The 18,198-nt window shown below is 71.5% G+C and carries 12 protein-coding genes; 4 read left to right on the top strand and 8 right to left on the bottom strand.

Going from position 1 to position 18,198, the window contains the following annotated elements; genetic code table 11:
* Positions 1 to 43: 43 nt before the first annotated feature.
* The 3 genes from ACWGPF_RS10780 to ACWGPF_RS10770 all read right to left on the bottom strand — a co-directional run bounded on the left by ACWGPF_RS10780 (position 44) and on the right by ACWGPF_RS10770 (position 9,131).
* Entirely contained in the window at positions 44 to 5,239 is a 5,196-nt protein-coding gene (locus ACWGPF_RS10780; RefSeq protein WP_452332827.1) for an SdrD B-like domain-containing protein, read from the bottom strand.
* Positions 5,240 to 5,520: 281 nt separating this feature from the next.
* Positions 5,521 to 7,965 carry a LuxR C-terminal-related transcriptional regulator gene (locus ACWGPF_RS10775; protein ID WP_452332826.1) on the bottom strand — a complete coding sequence of 815 codons (2,445 nt, stop codon included), beginning with the start codon at positions 7,963 to 7,965 and terminating at the stop codon, positions 5,521 to 5,523.
* Between the two features lie 470 nt (positions 7,966 to 8,435).
* Positions 8,436 to 9,131: a response regulator gene (locus tag ACWGPF_RS10770; protein WP_452332825.1), complete on the bottom strand. Its 696-nt coding sequence runs from the start codon at positions 9,129 to 9,131 to the stop codon at positions 8,436 to 8,438.
* A gap of 144 nt (positions 9,132 to 9,275) precedes the next feature.
* On the opposite strand from ACWGPF_RS10770, the gene ACWGPF_RS10765 reads away from it, so the two are divergent.
* The gene (locus tag ACWGPF_RS10765; protein ID WP_452332824.1) at positions 9,276 to 10,187 is read left to right on the top strand and encodes a carbohydrate kinase family protein; all 912 of its coding nucleotides are present in this window, start codon (positions 9,276 to 9,278) and stop codon (positions 10,185 to 10,187) included.
* A gap of 3 nt (positions 10,188 to 10,190) precedes the next feature.
* Here the strand turns inward: ACWGPF_RS10765 and ACWGPF_RS10760 are convergent, their stop codons facing one another.
* From ACWGPF_RS10760 to ACWGPF_RS10750, 3 genes are all read right to left on the bottom strand, one after another.
* Positions 10,191 to 11,588 (bottom strand): DUF1593 domain-containing protein, encoded by a 1,398-nt coding sequence (locus tag ACWGPF_RS10760; protein WP_452332823.1) that lies wholly within the window; start codon positions 11,586 to 11,588, stop codon positions 10,191 to 10,193.
* On the bottom strand, positions 11,585 to 12,718 hold the full coding sequence (locus tag ACWGPF_RS10755; RefSeq protein ID WP_452332822.1) for a serine hydrolase domain-containing protein: 1,134 nt from the start codon (positions 12,716 to 12,718) through the stop codon (positions 11,585 to 11,587). Before ACWGPF_RS10755 ends, ACWGPF_RS10760 begins: the two co-directional genes overlap by 4 nt.
* 142 nt (positions 12,719 to 12,860) lie before the next feature.
* The gene (locus ACWGPF_RS10750; RefSeq protein ID WP_452332821.1) at positions 12,861 to 13,253 is read right to left on the bottom strand and encodes a DoxX family protein; all 393 of its coding nucleotides are present in this window, start codon (positions 13,251 to 13,253) and stop codon (positions 12,861 to 12,863) included.
* 93 nt (positions 13,254 to 13,346) lie between these two features.
* Between ACWGPF_RS10750 and ACWGPF_RS10745 the strand changes: the two genes are divergently transcribed.
* On the top strand, positions 13,347 to 14,168 hold the full coding sequence (locus ACWGPF_RS10745) for a nucleoside hydrolase (protein WP_452332820.1): 822 nt from the start codon (positions 13,347 to 13,349) through the stop codon (positions 14,166 to 14,168).
* 56 nt (positions 14,169 to 14,224) lie between these two features.
* Here ACWGPF_RS10745 and ACWGPF_RS10740 read toward each other — a convergent pair whose 3' ends face one another.
* A complete protein-coding gene (locus ACWGPF_RS10740) occupies positions 14,225 to 14,590 on the bottom strand; it encodes a winged helix-turn-helix transcriptional regulator (RefSeq protein WP_345437377.1) in 366 nt (121 codons plus the stop codon).
* 95 nt (positions 14,591 to 14,685) lie between these two features.
* On the opposite strand from ACWGPF_RS10740, the gene ACWGPF_RS10735 reads away from it, so the two are divergent.
* Positions 14,686 to 15,540, top strand: a complete 855-nt coding sequence (locus ACWGPF_RS10735) for an SDR family oxidoreductase (protein ID WP_452332819.1) — start codon at positions 14,686 to 14,688, stop codon at positions 15,538 to 15,540.
* 234 nt (positions 15,541 to 15,774) lie between these two features.
* Here ACWGPF_RS10735 and ACWGPF_RS10730 read toward each other — a convergent pair whose 3' ends face one another.
* Positions 15,775 to 16,980: an MFS transporter gene (locus ACWGPF_RS10730; protein WP_452332818.1), complete on the bottom strand. Its 1,206-nt coding sequence runs from the start codon at positions 16,978 to 16,980 to the stop codon at positions 15,775 to 15,777.
* Positions 16,981 to 17,150: 170 nt separating this feature from the next.
* Here ACWGPF_RS10730 and ACWGPF_RS10725 point away from each other — a divergent pair, with 170 nt between their 5' ends.
* The gene (locus ACWGPF_RS10725) at positions 17,151 to 18,191 is read left to right on the top strand and encodes an NAD(P)-dependent alcohol dehydrogenase (protein ID WP_452332817.1); all 1,041 of its coding nucleotides are present in this window, start codon (positions 17,151 to 17,153) and stop codon (positions 18,189 to 18,191) included.
* Positions 18,192 to 18,198 lie beyond the last annotated feature (7 nt).

Genomic DNA, 18,198 nt, shown 5'->3' with positions numbered 1-18,198 from the left:
AGCGACGACCCCGGGGTTGCGGGCTTCTGTCAGGGTGTGGGCGTCACTGCTGGGTTCGGCGTCGGAGGGTGAAGATCACCGCTCCCCCGATCAGCAGCGCCACCGCGAGCGCTCCGAGCGGGAGCGCCATGTCGACACCCGTGGGGGAGAGCTCGTCCGGCTTCGGAGCCGGGGTCGGCTCCTCGGTGGGCGCGGGCTCCTCCGTGGGCACCGGAGTCGGCTCCTCGGTCGGGGCCGGCTCCTCCGTGGGCGCCGGGGTCGGCTCCTCCGTGGGGGCCGGCTCCTCGGTCGGGGCCGGCGTGGGCTCCTCGGTCGGGGCCGGCGTGGGCTCCTCCGTGGGGGCCGGGGTCGGCTCCGGCTTAGGCTCCTCCGTCGGGGCCGGGGTCGGCTCCGGCGTGGGCACCGGGGTCGGCTCGACCGGGACGGGGGCGTAGCCCACGTCGTAGGTCGGGTCGTCGGCCTGACCCGGCTCGGCCGAGTTGGAGCCGTCCGACGGGGTCCGCACCGGCACGCGACCGGTTCCCGGGTCCGCGTTCGAGTCCGCACCGTCGTCGTCGCCCTGACCCGGCTGGGTGAGGGGGTAGACGATCCCGTCGACCTCGACCTCGGTGGGGAACTCGAGGAAGTAGTCCGTGTCGGGCTCGAGGCCGGTGAACGCGTAGTACCCGTCCTCGTCCGTCACGGTCTCCCCGATGAGGTTCCCGTCCACGTCGAACAGCTTCACCGGGACACCCGGAACGGCGGGCTCGCCCTCGTCCTGGATGCCGTCGCCGTCCTGGTCGATCCACACGTAGTCGCCGATCGAGACGAGCGGGAGCACGTAGCCGGCGTCGATGGTGGGGTCGTCGGCCTGGCCGGGCTCGGTGGAGTTGTCTCCGGTGTCGGGGGCGGTGAACGAGTACCGTCCGTCCGCTCCCGGGTTGGAGTCCGCGGCCGTGTCGTCGCCCGCGCCCTGCTGGGTGAGCGGGTAGGTGCGGCCGTCGACCTCGATCGTGGTGGGGAACGCGATCGTGTACTCCGCACCCGGGGTGAGGTCGGGGAACACGTAGTACCCGTCCTCGTCCGTCGTGGTGCGCGCGATCTCCTCGCCGTCGGCGTCGTAGAGGATCACCTCGACACCCGGAACGGGGGTTTCGCCCTCGTCCTGGATGCCGTCGCGGTCCTGGTCGATCCACACGTAGTCGCCCACCGACACCAGGTCCGGCACGAAACCGAAGTCCAGGGTGTCGTCACGGTCGCCGTCCTGCGTGAGGTCGGTCGACTCCGCCGAACCGGTCGAGGAGTCCTCGCCCGGCTCACCCTGACCGGGCGTGGTGGGGTCGTAGCCCGCGGGAGGCGTGACCGTGACCGTGTAGTGCTCGCCCGCCGGCAGCGCCGGCAGGTTCTCGAACGAGTAGAACCCGTCCTCGTCCGTCACCACGGGCTCGACCGGGTTGCCGAACACGTCCGTCACCGGCTCACCATCCGGACCCGTCAGACTCAGCGTCACACCCGGGATCCCCGGCTCGCCCTCCTCCTGCACACCATCACGATCCGAATCCAGCCACACGAAGTCACCCACCGACACCGACGGCGACACGTAACCCGCATCGATCGTCGGGTCATCGGCCTGACCGGGCTCGGTCGAGTTCTCACCCGACGCCGGAGTCGTGAACGAGAACGACCCGTCCGCACCCGGGTTCGAGTCCAGAGCCGAGTCCTCACCCGCGCCCTGCTGCGTCAGCGGATACTGCTGCCCGCCGACCTCGACCGACGTCGGGAACACGATGGTGAACTCCGTCGAGACCGGCAGATCCGGGAAGACGTAGTACCCGTCCTCGTCCGTCGTGGTCGTCGCGACGACCTCGCCGTCCGCGTCCAGCAGCGTGATCGTGACACCCGCGACGGGGGTCTCGCCCTCGTCCTGGATGCCGTCGCGGTCCTGGTCGATCCACACGTAGTCGCCCACCGACACCAGGTCCGGCACGAAACCGAAGTCCAGGGTGTCGTCACGGTCGCCGTCCTGCGTGAGGTCGGTCGACTCCGCCGAACCGGTCGAGGAGTCCTCGCCCGGCTCACCCTGACCGGGCGTGGTGGGGTCGTAGCCCGCGGGAGGCGTGACCGTGACCGTGTAGTGCTCGCCCGCCGGCAGCGCCGGCAGGTTCTCGAACGAGTAGAACCCGTCCTCGTCCGTCACCACGGGCTCGACCGGGTTGCCGAACACGTCCGTCACCGGCTCACCATCCGGACCCGTCAGAGTCAGCGTCACACCCGGGATCCCCGGCTCGCCCTCCTCCTGGATTCCGTCACGATCCGAATCCAGCCACACGAAGTCACCCACCGACACCGACGGCGACACGTAACCCGCATCGATCGTCGGGTCATCGGCCTGACCGGGCTCGGTCGAGTTCTCACCCGACGCCGGAGTCGTGAACGAGAACGACCCGTCCGCACCCGGGTTCGAGTCCAGAGCCGAGTCCTCACCCGCGCCCTGCTGCGTCAGCGGATACTGCTGCCCGCCGACCTCGACCGTCGTTGGGAAGGTGATGACGGCCTCGCGGCCCGTGCGCAGATCCGGGAACACGTAGTACCCGTTCTCGTCCGTCACGGTCGTGAAGGTCTCGCCGTCGATCTCGAGCGTCACCGTCACTCCCGCGACGGGGGTCTCGCCCTCGTCCTGGATGCCGTCGCGGTCCTGGTCGATCCACACGTAGTCGCCCACCGACACGAGCACGGGCGTGAACCCGGCGTCGATCGTGGGGTCGTCCGCGAGGCCCGGCTCGCCCGAGTTCTCGCCCTCCGACGGCGCGGTGAACGTGAACCGTCCATCCGCGGGGTCGGCGTTCGAGTCCGCGCCCTCGTCGTCACCGGCACCCGGGGTCGTCAGCGGGTACGTCTCGCCGTCGACCTCGACCGACGTCGGGAACTCGATCGTGTACTCGCGCGTCGCGATCAGATCCGTGAACGCGTAGTAGCCGTTCGCATCCGTCGTCGTCGAGTCGACGAGCTCGCCCTCCGCGTCGTAGAGGTTCACGACGACGCCGGGGATCGGCGCCTCGTCCTCGTCCTGCACGCCGTCGCCGTCCAGGTCGAGCCATACGTAATCGCCCACGGACACGAGCGTCGGAACGAAGCCGAAGTCGATCGAGTGGTCGTTGCGACCCGCCGCCGGGGTGCGCACCTCGGCCAGGATCACGCCTTCGACGTCGACGCCGTTGCTGTCGATGCCCTGGTTCGAGCCCGCGTCGTCGACGGTCAGCGACAGGCCGGCGAGAGGACCGCCCGTCGCGAAGTCGTCCGGGTTGTCCAGACGCACGGTGTAGTCCGTCTGCGGAAGCAGACCATCCGCCGTGTCGAACCAGTACTCGCCGTTCTCGTCCGTGACGGTCGTCGCCACGAGAACGCCGGCCTCGTCGTACAACGACACGGTCACGCCCGCCACCGCGGGCTCACCCGGATCCTGGATGCCGTCCTCGTCGGAGTCGATCCAGATGCGGTTGCCGATCTGCTGCGTCTGATCGAAGACGATCGCCTCGAGGTCGGCCAGACCCTGGCTCTTGCCGAAGTCGTCGGTGATCGTCGCGTTCGCGCGGGCCGAGCCGTTCGAGAGGTTGAAGAGTCGGACGCCGTTCGTGAGGATGGCGCCGGTGGCGTCCATCTGGTTCGACAGCACGGTGTCCGTTCCGGGGACGTGCACGATGCCCGCGGAAGCGGCCTCGGCGTGGAATGCGCCGACCGTCGCGAACTCGTAGGGGTCGTCGAGGGTCAGCTCGCCGCCCGCAACCGTCACCGCGTAGATGTCGCCCGTGGCGATATAGCTGCCGTAGGAGCTGCGCCCGTCGGTCCGCTGTCCGAAGTAGAGCGGCGAGCCGTACTGATCGGCACCGCGATCGCGGAAGCTGAGGAGCAGCTGCCCGCCCTCCGTGAACTCGATGTCGGCGAGGATCGGCTGCGGGAACGTCCACTGGTTGCCGACGTTGCCCTGGTCGACCGGCGTGGTGTACGACGATGCGTCGATGCAGCTCTGATCGACATCATCCGACCACGGACGCCAGTCGACGCGCGAGCACTGGGCACCGGCGAGCGAGAACACCGTGTTCGTCTTGCCGTCGCGGTCGGCGACCAGGTCGACGTTGGTGTGAAGCACCTCGCCCGTCGCGGCGAGCGTGCCGTCTGCAGCGCGCTCGTAGGTGATCACGTACGTGTCGAGGGTCGCACCGCAGACCGCGCCCACGTAGAGACGGTCGCCCTCCTCGGCGAGCGCCGACGGCGCCCAGTCGGCGGCGCAGTCGTCGATCGCAGGGACCGCGAGCGTCTGGACCGGTGCGGGGTTCGCGTCGATCTGCACGGGGTACACGACGAGCGAGTCGGTGTGCATGTTGACGGCGGTCAGGAACGTGTTCGCCTCGTTGACCTCGACATCGCCGAGCGCCTCGCGGCCCACGGCTGTGCGGAAGTCGAAGTCCTGGAGCTGGTCACCGGTATCGCTCATCGTCGCCGAGTGCGCGGTGGTGCCCGCGTCCGCGACCGTGGCGTAGACCTCCCACTCGCCGGTGAGCGCGTTGATGCGGTAAATCCCGCCCTGTCCGGCGGGGCCGTAGGTCGACCCCCGCTTCGCATAGGCGCCGGCGTAGATGTCGTGCTCCGCCGTGTCGACGCCGATTCCGTACACCGCGCCGATGGAACCGCGCGAGGTGAGGTCGGTGACCGTCGAGGGCGACAGGTCATAGGCGATCGAGTAGACCTCGGTCGTCTCGCTGCCAGGCCAGATGTCGTCCGGCTGCACAGCCGAGTAGACCGTCGCGTTCTCCGGTCCGAGCGTCGTGTAGTCGACGTAGCCGACCGAGATCGCCGCGTCTGCACCGTCTCGCACATCGACGAACGACACCGCCGGCGAGAAGTCGGGCTCCGCGTGCTCGTCGAGGATGCGCGACTCCGTGTAGCGCCCCGTGTTCGGGTTGACGACCTCGACGCGGTACTGGCCTCCTGTGAGCGTGTCGTCTCCCGCCGGCAGCGTCGCCACGCCGGCAGCATCGGTCGTCACGGTGACGGACGTGCCGTCGGCGTCGTAGATGCGCACCTGCACGTTCTCGAGGGCGAGGTCTTCGCCGTCGCGCGTCTGGTTGACGTTGCGGTCCTGGACCACGGTCACGGAGATGACGCCGTCCCCTGGCGCGGCGAGCGCGGGGCTCCACCCCCCGATGGACAGGAGCGCGACGGTGGTCGCGCACGCCGCCCCTCCTGCGATGAGTCTCTTCACGGACAATCCCCTCGATGGTCGTGGACGCGGCTGTGTCTCGGTCGGAGTCGGGACTCCGCCCGCGGGGACGTTATCCGGTCGGCGGTGACGCCTCATTGCGGGATATCGGACGCGACAGCTCCCGGGGACCGTCTCACTTCTTCATCACCCGTGGGAGAGCCGGGAATCCGCCGGGAGCACCCCGGCCGCGCCCACGGTGGATGCCGACGGTTCGCGTGGTGTACCCGGCGACTTGGTCCGCGATGTCACCCGCTGCGATGACGGTCATGCACCTGCGCCTCTCAGTCGCGCTTCGAGCTCGGGCCGAGCATGCCGAGCTGCGATGCCTTCTGCAGGGCGTGCGCACGATCGTGGACGCCGAGCTTGGCGTAGACGGCGGATGTCTGCTTCTTGACGGTGTTGATCGAGACGTTGAGCACCGCCGCGACGTCGGCGAGCCTCGGGTACTGGGCGAGCGCGCGCAGAACGATCTCCTCCCGCTGGGTGAGCCGAATCACCTCGCCCGTAGCGGGATACACCTCGTCGACCCCGTCGAGAGCAGACCGCTCGTCAGGGCGCAGGGCGATCCCGACGAGCGCGAGCAGACGGTCGCGGATCGTGCCCGATAGCGTCGCGAGCGCGAACAGAGTCTCCTCGCCGCGGTACATCTCGAGGACGCGACCGAAGCTCGCGGAGGCGGCCTCGGCGTCTCCGGACTCCAGAGCGGCGGCTGCCTCGATCGCCAGCAACTGCGCCCGATCGCGGGTGGTCGTCCCCGCACGCCACGTCGCGTCGGCGGCGATCTGACGAGATCGGGCGCGATCCGATGACGCGAGCGCGATCCGCGCGCGCGGCACGGCGAACGAGTCCTGCGGACGGCGTTTGAGAAAGGCCGCAGCGCGCGTATGCCCGCCTGCCGCGATCAGCAGCTCCACGTAGGCGCGATCGAGCAGATGCCGGTCGCGTTCCGACAGGACGATGTCGTCCTCCCGGCGCCTCGCCAGCTCGGCGAGGCGCCCGAGCTGCCGGACCCGGTCGCCGAAGAGCAGCGCGTGCTGCGATCGGATCCAGCGCACGATCATCCACTTGTCGAGGCCGGGCTCGTCCCCTGACAGCTCGCCGAGCTCGGCGAGGGCATCGGGATCGAGACGGTCGAGACGCAGGATGGCCCGGGTGAGCGCCGAGGACAGCTCTCGCAGGTCGCGCACCCAGGGCGCCTCGTGAGGGCCTCCTCGCGCGATGCCGAGGCACCGCCGGGCGTCGCCCAGATTGCCTTCGATCGCCCGGAGCAGCGCGAGGTGGGCGGCCGCGAGCCCCTCGACAGCGCGGTTGCCCGCGGCGCGCGCGTCGAGGATGGCTCGCTCGAACAGCTCTGCGGCGGACGGCGAGGCGGCGCGCCACGCGGCCAGCCCGCGCAGCGTGCCCGTCCATGCTCGATGGGCGGCGGAAGGCGCCGTGTCGGTGCGGATGACGCCCGTCACGGCACGCTGATCGGAACGGCCGGACACCAGCCGTGCGCTGAGAGACACGATGTCGGCGGCATCGCCGGTCTCGAGATCGACCGCACCCCATCCGGCTGCCGCGTACCCGCGCACCGGCCCGGGTCGAGGAGCCGCGAGCCGCGTCGTCAACGTCTCGGCCTGCTCCAGTGCACGCCGACGCCGACGTTCGACTCCAGGGAGGGCGCGGTATGCGGCGGCGGCGTCGTCGAGATGCTCGGTCACGAGGTCGACGGCGTGCTCATGCCACACTCTCTCGAGCAGCGACCACATGTTCGCGGCGCGCGCATGCCGCACGAGGCGACCGAGCTGTCCGCGAGACGGAGAGGCGGCGAGAGTGCGTGCGATGTACTGGTGCACCTCCTGCAGCTCGGCGGCATCGACGACGCCCGTGGTCCGCTGGAGGGTCCGCTCCAGCAGACGCGGCATCATGGGATGGCCGCCGCGCGCTGCTCTGTCGAGCAGGCCGCTATCGTCGAGCACGCGGTCGAGCGGCCATTCGCGGGGGCCGGCGGCGAACTCTTCGACGATGCCGATGGCATCGCCTCCCCCGTAGGCGAGCAGGACGGCGTCACGGAGACGCCCGTACGCATCCAGGTACTCGACGACGCGCGGACGCATGTACTCCGTGACCGCGCGGTCCCTGCGCTCGCCGTCACCCGGCGAGGCCGACTCGAGCGCGGCCCGGAGACCGCCCACCCATCCACCCACCGACGCGTGCAGCTCCTCCGCCTCGCGCATCGGGACCTCGTAGCCCCAGGAGCGCGCGAAGGCCTCGATATCGTCGCGGGCGAGCGAGAGCTCACGACCCGTGATGACCGTGATCGGCATCGACTGGGCTCGGGCGATCGTCTCGAACGGCGAAGGACCACGCGAGATGACGACGAGGTGGAGTGCGTCCGTCTCATGCAGCAGCTCGATGAGACGCAAGGCGACGGGAGACGGCACATCGACGTCGTCGAGAACCAGCACGACCGTCTCGTGCTCCGCGGTGCGGGAGTGCACCTCCTGTACGAGCGCATCGCCATCCGGCTCGGAGAACGGCCCCCGTGTCCAGACGACGGCGTCGCCGCCCGCCCTCCGCTCGCGCGCCCAGGCCGCCACGAGGCTCGTCCGCCCGGTTCCGCCTGCGGCGCGCACGATGGCGATCGGCTCGAGAGCGTCGAGGCGGGCGAGGAGGGGGCCGCGCCGGACGTGGGCGCGGGACACCCGGGGGATGCCGTAGCGCGCGGACGATCGCGTGATCACGCAGCAGCTCGCCGCACGCGGCTCGTGCTGAGGCCCCTCATGCTGCGACGGTCTCCCACGTGTCCTCCTCAACCTCCCGGATTCCCTGCCGTTAGCGATGCGATGCGTCCGCCGCCGATGTCGGCGAGTCGGCGGACGGCTCGCTGCGGACGGACCCCGGTCCCGGGTGCGACGGAGGTCCGTCCACAGGCGCCGAGCTGCGGGTTCATCCCCCTCCGACGGCTCCCCAGAAGTCGTCGCGGGAGCACTGCACTCTCCCAGAACCTAGGGAATCGCCTGCGCACGGATGCACCAGCTCGATGTTTTTTGGCGTGCGATTTGGTCCGCGGACCATACCGGCGACCATGCCTGGGTACCCTGGTGGACCGTCAGCTCGCCACGATCCGCCATCCCGTACCCCGCGCGCTTCGACGATACGAGGCCGGCGACCTCGCGGCCAGTCACGGGGCGGCTTTGACCCCCTTTGGGGGTCAGCCGCCCGAATGCGCCCGGCGCAGCGCGAGCAGGCCGTCGCGACCCGCGGCCCTGCTCAGCTCAAGCTTCGAGCGCACCGGCCTGCCGACCGCCGCGTACTTGGCTTTCACCCGCTGCAGGTACTTCTTCGCCGTGTCGCGGCGCACGCCGATCTCCTCGGCGACGGCCTCGATCGTGAGACCGGATGCGTACAGCACGAGGGCGCGCTCCTCCTGGACGCTGAACCTCGGACGCTTCGCGTCCTGGGCGATCACGGCGGCGAGCTCGGCCGTCATCCACTCTTCACCGGCCAGCACGCTGCGCAGGGCGATCACGACATCCTGCACGGCGTCTCGCTTTCCGAGAACCCCGTCGGCACCGGCGCGGATCATGGCCTGCACGAGCGACGGCGACCCCAGTGCGGAGAAGACGAGGACCCTGATGCCCGATTCCGAAAGCCTCCGCACCGTCTCGGGGTCGGCGGGCGCGCGGCGGTCGACCATGAGGTCGAGGAGGACGAGATGCGGCCGCATCCCGCGCGGGGCGGGTCCGAGCCAGTCGACAAGGTCGGGGAGCGCCTCGCCGCTGAAGACCACCCGCATGTCCGCCTGCTCGTCGACGAGGCGCTCGGTGAGCGTCCGCTGCAGCACGTGATCCTCGACCACCGCGATTCGCCAGCCTCCCGGCGGAGGGGCGGTGGTGCGGGTGGGCATGGCGGATCGTCCTCTCAGGCCCCCGCCTCCAGGATATATCGCGGGGCGCGCCGGCCCCGCCGACCGCCCCGTCGAGCCGCCGAGCCGCCGAGCTCCCGACCTGCCGAGCCGTCGGCCCGCCTCGGAGCGCGCCACAATGAACGCATGACCCCCGCACCGGACATCCTCGTCGTCGGCGAGGCACTCGTCGACATCGTCCATCGCTCCGACGGATCGGTGGATGAGAAGCCGGGCGGCAGCCCCGCCAACGTCGCGATCGCGCTCGGGCGCCTGGGCCGGTCGCCTCGGCTGCTCACGCACCTCGGCGACGACGCGCGAGGTCGCGCCGTGCGCGTCTGGCTCGAGGCGTCGGGGGTCGCCGTCGAGGGCGCCGTCGCCGCCCGCACCTCGACCGCGGCGGCCGTGCTCGATGCGACGGGCGCCGCGCAGTACCAGTTCGCCATCGACTGGAGCGTCGACACGACGGATGCCGGCGAGCCCGACGCGCTGCACGTGGGGTCGATCGCGACCGTGCTCGCACCGGGAGCCGACGCCGTCTTCGCGCTCGTGGAGCGGCTGAGCGCCAGGGCGCTCGTGACGTTCGATCCGAACATCCGTCCCTCTCTCGTCGAAGACGCGGACGACGTGCGCCGGCGAGTCGCCTCGCTCATCGCGCGCGCCGACGTCGTGAAGGCGAGCGACGAGGATGCCGCATGGCTGCACCCCGCAGAGCCCGTCGACGAGGTCGCGCGGCGATGGGCGGCGGCGGGCCCCGCGCTCGTCGTGATCACGGCGGGATCGGATGGGGCGGTCGCCGCCTGGGGAGATCAGATCACCCGCATCCCCGCGCCTCGCGTCGACGTCGTCGACACCGTCGGCGCGGGCGACACGTTCATGGGCGCGCTCGTCGACGGCCTCGTCTCGGCGGGCGCGGTCGGCACCTCCGCACGCGAGGCCATCGAAGCCCTCTCGGCGTCGGACCTCACGGCCATCCTGCGCCGCAGCGCGGATGCGGCGGCCGTGACGGTCTCGCGCCCCGGCGCAGACCCGCCCACCCGAGCCGAGCTGGACGGCTGACTCTCACCCCACCGTCAGGACGAACCGTGCGTAGCCCGTGAGCGCGGGCGTCCCGTCGTCGACAGCCTCGACGATCACGTGGATGGCCGTGCCCGGCCGCGCGTCGGCGGCGACGTCGACGACGCATCCAGACGCGGAGACCGACACCGTGCCATCCCCCGCGACGATGCGCGCGCTCACCGCGACGGCATCGCCATCCGGATCGGCCGTCGAGAACGCGAGCTCCACGCGCTCGCCGGCCCGGACCCCGCGATCGAGCGGGCCCTCGGCGACGACGCGCGGCGCGTGGTTGGCGTCCTCCGGGGCGGCGACGGTCCAGCGCAGCCGGGCGGCGAGGTCGCGCTGGAACGCGCCGAACCACTGCGCGACCTCACCCGCGTCGACCATGGGCGCGGACGGGTCCCACGGGCCGAACCCGACGCTCGTCCAGCGCTGGGGATCGTCGGCGTGCGGAACCTGCCGCCCTCCCCATCCGCCGAACGAGGGGTCCTCTGCGTTTCGCAGGCCGTTGTCGATGTGCATCGCGACGTTCGACGTGTCGCCCTCCGAGATCCACGCGCCGCGCTCCCGCAGCGGCGCCCACACCCGGTAGCCCTGCGCCTCGAGCCCCTCGCGCGTGGCGTCGGGGATGCCGAAGTAGTCCTCGTCGTCGAAGCCGTCCGCCATCTGCCGGCCGTCGCCCCACACGCGGTACGCAGCACCGATCGGGCCGACCGACGAGACGTTCTCGCGCATCCACTCGGCCGTGAGGTACTTCTGCGCCTCGGGCGCGACGACGTCCCACGCGAAGTACCCCCACGCGGTCGTCGCGACGTCGCGGAACTCGAGGTCGGGCCAGTGCGGCCGGATGTACTCCGCGAACGTCCCATCCTGTTCGGCGAAGCTCGTGATGACGGTTCGGCCGACGATGCGGGCGCGGATCTCATCCCATTCCGGGGCGCCCGCGTACTCCTCCTCGATCGACAGGAGCGCGCGGGCGATCGTGTTCGTCCCGCCCCAGGCCTGCGCGAACACCCGACCGGGGGCATCCGCGAGCAGCACGTCGCGCACGAGGTCGGACCCCGGCGTGGGCGCCGCCATATCGCCCTCCGTCGCGACGTTGCCCATCGCGGTGATCGCGCGGAGGCGCTCCGGGTCCGGATACCGCGCGTCGTGCCGCCGCAGGCTCTCATACGCCTCCGCGTACGCGTCGACGGCCTCGTCGATGTGGAGGCGCGCACCGGGTGCGGGCCACCGGTGGGGAGCGATGCCGCGCGCCGGGTCGCCCGTGTAGTGGAAGCGGCTCGACGAGTAGACGAGCGCCGCGATGTCGATCTCGTTGCTGTAGAGGAGCAGCCGGAGCATCGAGTTCAGGTCGTCGAGCTCGGGGTCCGTCGTGACGATGATGCGCGCGTCGTTCACCACGACATCCCTCCGATCTCGCGTGCGGCGCGGACGGCGCGAGGATCGGCCCCGCCCGGCCACGGCCCCCGGGCCACCGTGTAGCCGAAGGCCACACCCGAGTCGGGATCGACGGTGCCGAGTGCTCCCATCGCACCGTCGTGCCCGAAGCTCCGCGGCCCGCCGAAGGCGAGCTGCTGGCTGGGCTTCTGGAACACGATCGAGTGGGCGCGGTCCTCCTGGCCGAGCACCTCGTCGAACCCGCGCACCTGCTGCTCGCCGACGACCGCCACCGTGTCGGCGGCGAGCAGCGGCACCGCGCCGTCGACCCCCGTGACGGCGGCCGCGAGCAGAGTGGCGATGCCGTGGGCGCTCGCGGTCGCCGATCCGGCGGGATGGCCGAACCGGTACGAGCGCTCGTCGTTCGCGAGGTCGACGTGCTCCCCCGGCGCCGGGGCGAAGACCACGTCGCGAAGCGGGTGATGACCGGATGGCGCGGGCGCGTCCCCGAGCGGAGGCACCATGGGCAGCGTGGCGACGCGACGGCCGTCCAGCTCACGGGGAAGGCCGAGGAAGACGTCGGCTCCGGATGGTGCGCGCACCTCCTCCTCGTAGAACGCGTGCAGGGTGCGGCCGTCGAGGCGCTGCACGGCCGCGTCGGCGAGGTTGCCGATCGTGATCGCGTGGTACCCGAACGCCGATCCCGGCCGCCAGAACGGACGCGTCGCCGCGAGCCGGTCGGCCGCCTTCGTATGATCGAGCAGCTCCTCCCAGGTGAGGCGCGGGTCGGCCTCGGGGATGCCCGCCTGATGCGAGAAGAGCTGCCGACCGGTGACGTGAGCCTTGCCCGCGACGGCGAACTCGGGCCACCAGTCCGCGACGGGCGCGTCGAGATCGAGGACGCCGCGCTGCACCAGGAGGGCGAGGGCGACGCCGATCGTGTTCTTCGAGACGGAGTACGGCACCATGAGCGAGTCGGCGGCCAGGTGCGGGCCGCCGTGCACGTCGAGCACGAGCCTCCCGCCGGCGTACGCCGCCATCTGGAAGGAGTAGTCGGGGTCGGCTGCGAGGTGCTTCTCGAAGCGCTCGATCAGGGGGCTGAGCCGATCATGGGCTCGACCGTGCACAGGTCCGGTCAGGGGTGACAGCATCGTCGTCCTCTCGATTCACCCTCATATTGGCAAACCGGTTGATCGATTTCAAGGCCAGGCGGAAGGTGACCGTGCGCCCTTCGCACGAACGGCGAATCGATCGCACGGAGATCGCGACGAGCGCCGAGGGTGGGGACGACCGTCAGCGGCGCCGCGGCGACCGCGTCGACCAGAGGGCGAGCGCGACGAGCACAGGCTGGAAGAACAGCCGCCCGAAGCGCTTGCCGTCGGTGTCGAGTCCGAACGCGCTGCGGCGCTCGAGCCACTGGGCGATGTTCCCCGGGAAGATCGCCGTGAAGAAGAGCGCGGCGATCACCCCGACGGCACGACGGCGCTTGCGGGCGAAGAGCAGCGCGGCGCCGAGCCCGATCTCGACGACACCGGACGCCACGACGGTGGTGTCGGGCTCGAGCGGGACGAAGTCGGGCACCTGCGCCTGGAATTCCTCGCGCGCGAACGTGAGGTGCGATGTGCCCGCGAAGGCGAGCGCCGAGCCGAGCAGGATGCGTCCGATGGTGCGTGCCGGTGTCGTCATGCGCCGAGTCTAGGCAGGCCGACTCGCACCCCGCCCCGCATCCAAAACATGTCAGGTGTAATGTTTTCGTCATCAGACTCGAGGAGGAGCGCCATGGCACTCGCGATCGCACAGACGAGCCGGATGATCGTCGACAACGACTGGGCCGGCGACCCCGACGGGCTCGTCGCCCTCGCACACCACATCCTGTCGCCATCCGATCACGTGATCGGGGTGACGAGCTCGCTCCTGAACCCGATGTTCGGCCCCGAGGTCGGCACCGCCGAGCGCGGGGCCGTGCTCGCGCGCGACCTGCTCGCGATGCTCGATCAGCAGGATGTCGTGGCGCGGGCGGGCGCAGACGATCCCGTCGCGGATACCGCTCGCGAGACGCCGGCGGCGCGGCTCATCGTCGACGCGGCTCTGGCTGACGACAAGCCGCTCACCGTCGTGTGCGGCGGACCGCTCACCAACGTGGCCGACGCCATCCGCCTCGACGAGCGCGTCGCCTCGCGCATCCGGCTGCTCTGGGTCGGCGGCACGCTCGACGACGCGTTCGAGTACAACCGCGACACCGATCCGCACGCGGCGGCGATCGTCCGCGCGGCAGCGGGCCTCGAAATCGTCCGGTTCCCCGCGGAGACCTGCCGCCTCCTCGCGATCTCCGTCGCCGAGCTCGAGGAGCGGCTCACGGGGTCAGGCGCCGTCGGCCGGTGGCTGTGGGAGCGCTACGTCCGGCTGCCACTCCCGGCCGACGTCGCGATCGACCCGGTGTGGCCGCTCGGCGACAGCGCTCCGCTCGCCGCGACCGCGTTGACCCACGCGCGTGCGCGATTCGAGCGCCGCGACGGCGAGAGCGTGTGCGTCGACCTCGACGAGCGCCTCATCATCGAGGACCTCTTCGCGCGTCTGCGGCTTTACGCGCGCGGGCACTGACACGTTCGTCTCGCGGCCCCCGGAGCGAGCGAAGCGAGACGAGACGTCGCGGACGACTACGGCCGCCCGACCATCCCCTCGGCATGGTCGGCGACCCAGGCGACGAGCGGCAGCATGCGCTCCATGAGGTCGCGCCCGAGCGGGGTCAGGCTGTACTCGACGTGCGGCGGCACGCTGGGGAACGACTCGCGGTGCACGAGCCCGTCTGCCGCGAGGGTGCGCAGCGTCGAGGCGAGCATCTTCTCGCTGATGCCGTCGACCTGCCGGCGCAGCTCGCCCCACCGCAGGGTGCCGTCGGAGAGGGCGGAGAGCACGAGCACGCCCCACTTGCTCATGATGTGGTCGAGCACGACGCGCGTGCCGCATCCTTCATCGAAGATGCGCTCCTGAGAAGCCCGGATCTGCGCGAAACTCACCGCCATGTGGGTACCTTACCGGAAAGTGGGTACCGCTAGCCGGGAAGGCGTCAGGTGGCCGCGGCGTTGTCGCCGTCGAACCCCCTGAGAAAGGACTCGCCATGACCATCCTCGTCACCGGTGCCACCGGCCACCTCGGCCGCCTCGTCGTCGACAGCCTGCTCGCCCGCGGCGTCGACCCCTCCGCCGTCCGCGCGGGCGCGCGCGACACGGCGAAGGGCGCCGACCTCGCCGCCCGCGGCGTGCAGGTCATCCCGCTCGACTACAACGCGCCCGAGACCGTCGCCGCCGCTGTCGACGGCGCCGACGCGGTCCTCCTGATCTCGAGCAGCGAGGTCGGCAAGCGCGCGGCGCAGCACCAGGTCGTCGTCGACGCCGCGCACGCTGCGGGCGTCGCGAAGCTCGTCTACACGAGCGCGTCGAAGGCCACGACGAGCGACCTCGTGCTCGCCCCGGAGCACAAGGCGACGGAGGAGGCGATCGCGGCCGCGGGCATCCCCGCCGTGATCCTCCGCAACAACTGGTACACCGAGAACTACGTCGCCGACGTGGCTCGCGCGAAGGACACCGGCGTCATCGCGGCGAGCGTCGGCGACGGCCGCGTCGCGTCGGCGAGCCGTGCCGACTACGCCGAGGCCGCAGCGGTCGTGCTCACCGAGGACGGCCACATCGGCGAGGTGTACGAGCTCGGCGGCGACGTGACGTGGAACTTCGACGAGCTCGCCGCCGCGGCCTCGGAGGTCGTGGGACGCGAGGTGCGCTACACCCCGCTCACCACCGAGGAGCACGCCGCGGCCCTCGCGGCCGCCGGCCTCGATGAGGGCACGATCGGCTTCGTCACGGCGCTCGACGCGAACATCCGCGACGGTGCGCTCGCCGAGACCGACGGAACGCTCGCCCGCCTCATCGGGCGCCCAACGACGCCGCTCGTAGACGGGCTGCGCGCGGCGCTCTGACGTCCGGTCGCCGCGAGGCCGGTCGCCGCGAGGCCGGTCGCCGCGAGGCCGGTCGCCGCGAAACGCGGCGATTCCCGCGCCGGTCGCCGCGATTCGCGGCAACTCTCCGCGACGGTCGCCCCGTTTCGCGTCGATTCCCGCGCCGGTCGCCCCGTTTCGCGGCGATTCCCGCGCCGGTCGCCCCGTTTCGCGGCGACCGGCGCGGCAACCCGCAACCCGCAACCGGTGCGGTTCTCACATCTCCCGGTTGAGCGCGCGGCGGGCGCCCGCGGCGAGCGCGGCGGCAGCGAGAAGGATCCCCGCGCTCGCCGCGAACGTGCCGGCGTGGCCGGCCGCGTCGAAGAGCACGCCGCCGACGGTCGACCCGAGCGCGATGCAGAGCTGGATGACCGCGACCATGAGCCCGCCTCCCGCCTCGGCGTCGGCGGGCATGGCGCGCGTCAGCCAGCTCCACCAGCCGACCGGCGCCGCTGTTGCGAGCAGGCCCCACGCCGCGAGCAGCGCGACGACGACGGCGACCGAGCCGCCCAGCGCCACGAGCGCCCCAGCGATCGCCGCCATGAGAACCGGGATGACGACGAGCACGCCGAACAGGCTGCGACGGAGCACGCCGCCGACGAGCGAGGTGCCGACGACCCCCGCTGCGCCGATGACGAGGAGCACGACCGAGAGCGTCGCCACGTCCACCCCCGTGACGCCCTCGAGGAACGGGCGCACGTACGTGAACAGCACGAACTGGCCGAGGAAGAACGCCCCGCACGCCGCCATCCCGATCGAGACGGCGGGGCGCCGGAGCGGCACGAAGACGCTGCCGCCTGCCATCGAAGGCGCCGCCATCCGCGGCAGCGAGATCCACTGCCACGCGAACGCGATGGCCGCGATCGGCACGAGAAGAGCGAACGCGCCGCGCCATCCCACGATCGAGCCGAGGAAGCTGCCGAGCGGGGCGGCGAGCACGGAGGCGAGCGCGTTGCCGCCGTTGAAGATCGCGAGAGCGCGCGGCACGCTCTCGGCCGGGACGAGCCGCATCGCGGTCGCCGCGGAGAGCGACCAGAACCCGCCGATGACGACGCCGATGAGCGCCCGGCCGACGAGGTACACCGCGTAGCTCGGCGCGAGCGCGATGACCACGCCCGACACCGCCATGGCGGCGGTGAGCGCGAGCAGGAGCGTGCGCCGGTCGCGGCGCCCCGCGAGAAGCGGCAGCGACAGGCTCGTCGCCACGGCGAAGAGGCCGGAGATCGCGATCCCCTGCCCCGCCATCCCCTCCGTCACGCCGAGGTCGGCGGCGAGCGGGGTGAGCAGGCTCACGGGGAGGAACTCCGACGCGATGAGCGCGAACACGCACAGCGTCATCGCGAAGACGCCGCTCCAGTTCGCGGCGTCGGGCGCGGCCGGCGGTCGGGCGGCGGGGATGTCGGCGGTGCGGGCCTCGGTCATGTCTTCCTCAGGGTGGACGGGAGGGGATGCCGTCACGCTAGAAGCCGGTCGGCCTGCTGCGGGAGACCCTGACAGGGCACCCCTCGCCCGCCCCGCCGCCCCCGATCCGGGTCGATGATGGATGGCGGCGCCCCGTCGGGCGTCGAACGAACGACGACAGGAGACCCCCTGTGCTCACCGTGAAGGCCTACGCGGCGCCGTCCGCGACGGAGCCCCTCGTCCCCGCCACCATCGAACGACGCGACGTCGGCCCGTCCGACGTGCTCATCGCCATCCGCTACGCCGGCATCTGCCACTCCGATATCCACACCGTCCGCGGCGACTGGGGCCCCATCGCCTACCCCCAGGTCGTCGGCCACGAGATCGTCGGCGAGGTCGTCGAGGTCGGCTCGGCCGTCACGAAGCACGCGGTCGGCGACCGCGTGGGCGTCGGCTGCATGGTGAACTCGTGCCGCGAGTGCGAGAACTGCCTCGCCGGCATGGAGAACTACTGCCTGAAGGGCAACACGCAGACCTACGCGTCGGTCGACCGCGACGGCACGATCACGCAGGGCGGCTACTCCACGCACGTCGTCGTCGACGAGGACTTCGTGCTGAGCGTTCCGGAGGCCATTCCGTACGAGGCCGTCGCGCCGCTGCTGTGCGCGGGCATCACGACCTACTCGCCGCTCGCGCACTGGAAGGCGGGCCCCGGTACGCGGGTCGCCGTCGTGGGACTCGGCGGTCTCGGCCACCTGGCCGTGAAGATCGCCGCGGCGATGGGCGCCGAGGTGACGGTGCTCTCGCGCACGCTCGACAAGCACGACGACGCCATCGCCTTCGGCGCGACCGACCACTTCGCGACGGCCGACGAGGCGACGTTCGAGACGCTCGCCAACCGCTTCGACCTCATCGTGAACACCGTGAGCGCCCCGCTCCCCCTCGACCGCTATCTGCGCCTGCTCCGCCTCGACGGCACCATGGTGAACGTCGGCGCGCCGCCGGAGCCCATGCCGCTGCACGTGTTCACGCTGTTCGGCAACCGCCGGTCGTTCGCCGGATCCGGCATCGGCTCGATCGCCGAGACGCAGGAGATGCTCGACTTCTGCGCCGCCCACGGCATCGCGCCGGAGACCGAGCTGATCGACGCCGCGCAGATCAACGACGCCTACGAGCGCGTGCTCTCGAGCGACGTGCGGTACCGCTTCGTCATCGACACCGCGACGCTGTAGCGGGCGG

It is taken from the genome of Microbacterium sp. NPDC055683, from assembly GCF_053617895.1.
Note: the sequence above shows the minus strand (reverse complement) of the source record. Positions and strands in the feature narration are given on the sequence as shown.

What these genes read in the sequence shown, in the direction of transcription:
- ACWGPF_RS10770 (WP_452332825.1), bottom strand. Translation starts at nt 9,131, where the DNA reads ATGCCCACCCGCACCACCGCCCCTCCGCCGGGAGGCTGGCGAATCGCG.
- ACWGPF_RS10765 (WP_452332824.1), top strand. Translation starts at nt 9,276, where the DNA reads ATGACCCCCGCACCGGACATCCTCGTCGTCGGCGAGGCACTCGTCGAC.
- ACWGPF_RS10755 (WP_452332822.1), bottom strand. Translation starts at nt 12,718, where the DNA reads ATGCTGTCACCCCTGACCGGACCTGTGCACGGTCGAGCCCATGATCGG.
- ACWGPF_RS10750 (WP_452332821.1), bottom strand. Translation starts at nt 13,253, where the DNA reads ATGACGACACCGGCACGCACCATCGGACGCATCCTGCTCGGCTCGGCG.
- ACWGPF_RS10745 (WP_452332820.1), top strand. Translation starts at nt 13,347, where the DNA reads ATGGCACTCGCGATCGCACAGACGAGCCGGATGATCGTCGACAACGAC.
- ACWGPF_RS10740 (WP_345437377.1), bottom strand. Translation starts at nt 14,590, where the DNA reads ATGGCGGTGAGTTTCGCGCAGATCCGGGCTTCTCAGGAGCGCATCTTC.
- ACWGPF_RS10735 (WP_452332819.1), top strand. Translation starts at nt 14,686, where the DNA reads ATGACCATCCTCGTCACCGGTGCCACCGGCCACCTCGGCCGCCTCGTC.
- ACWGPF_RS10730 (WP_452332818.1), bottom strand. Translation starts at nt 16,980, where the DNA reads ATGACCGAGGCCCGCACCGCCGACATCCCCGCCGCCCGACCGCCGGCC.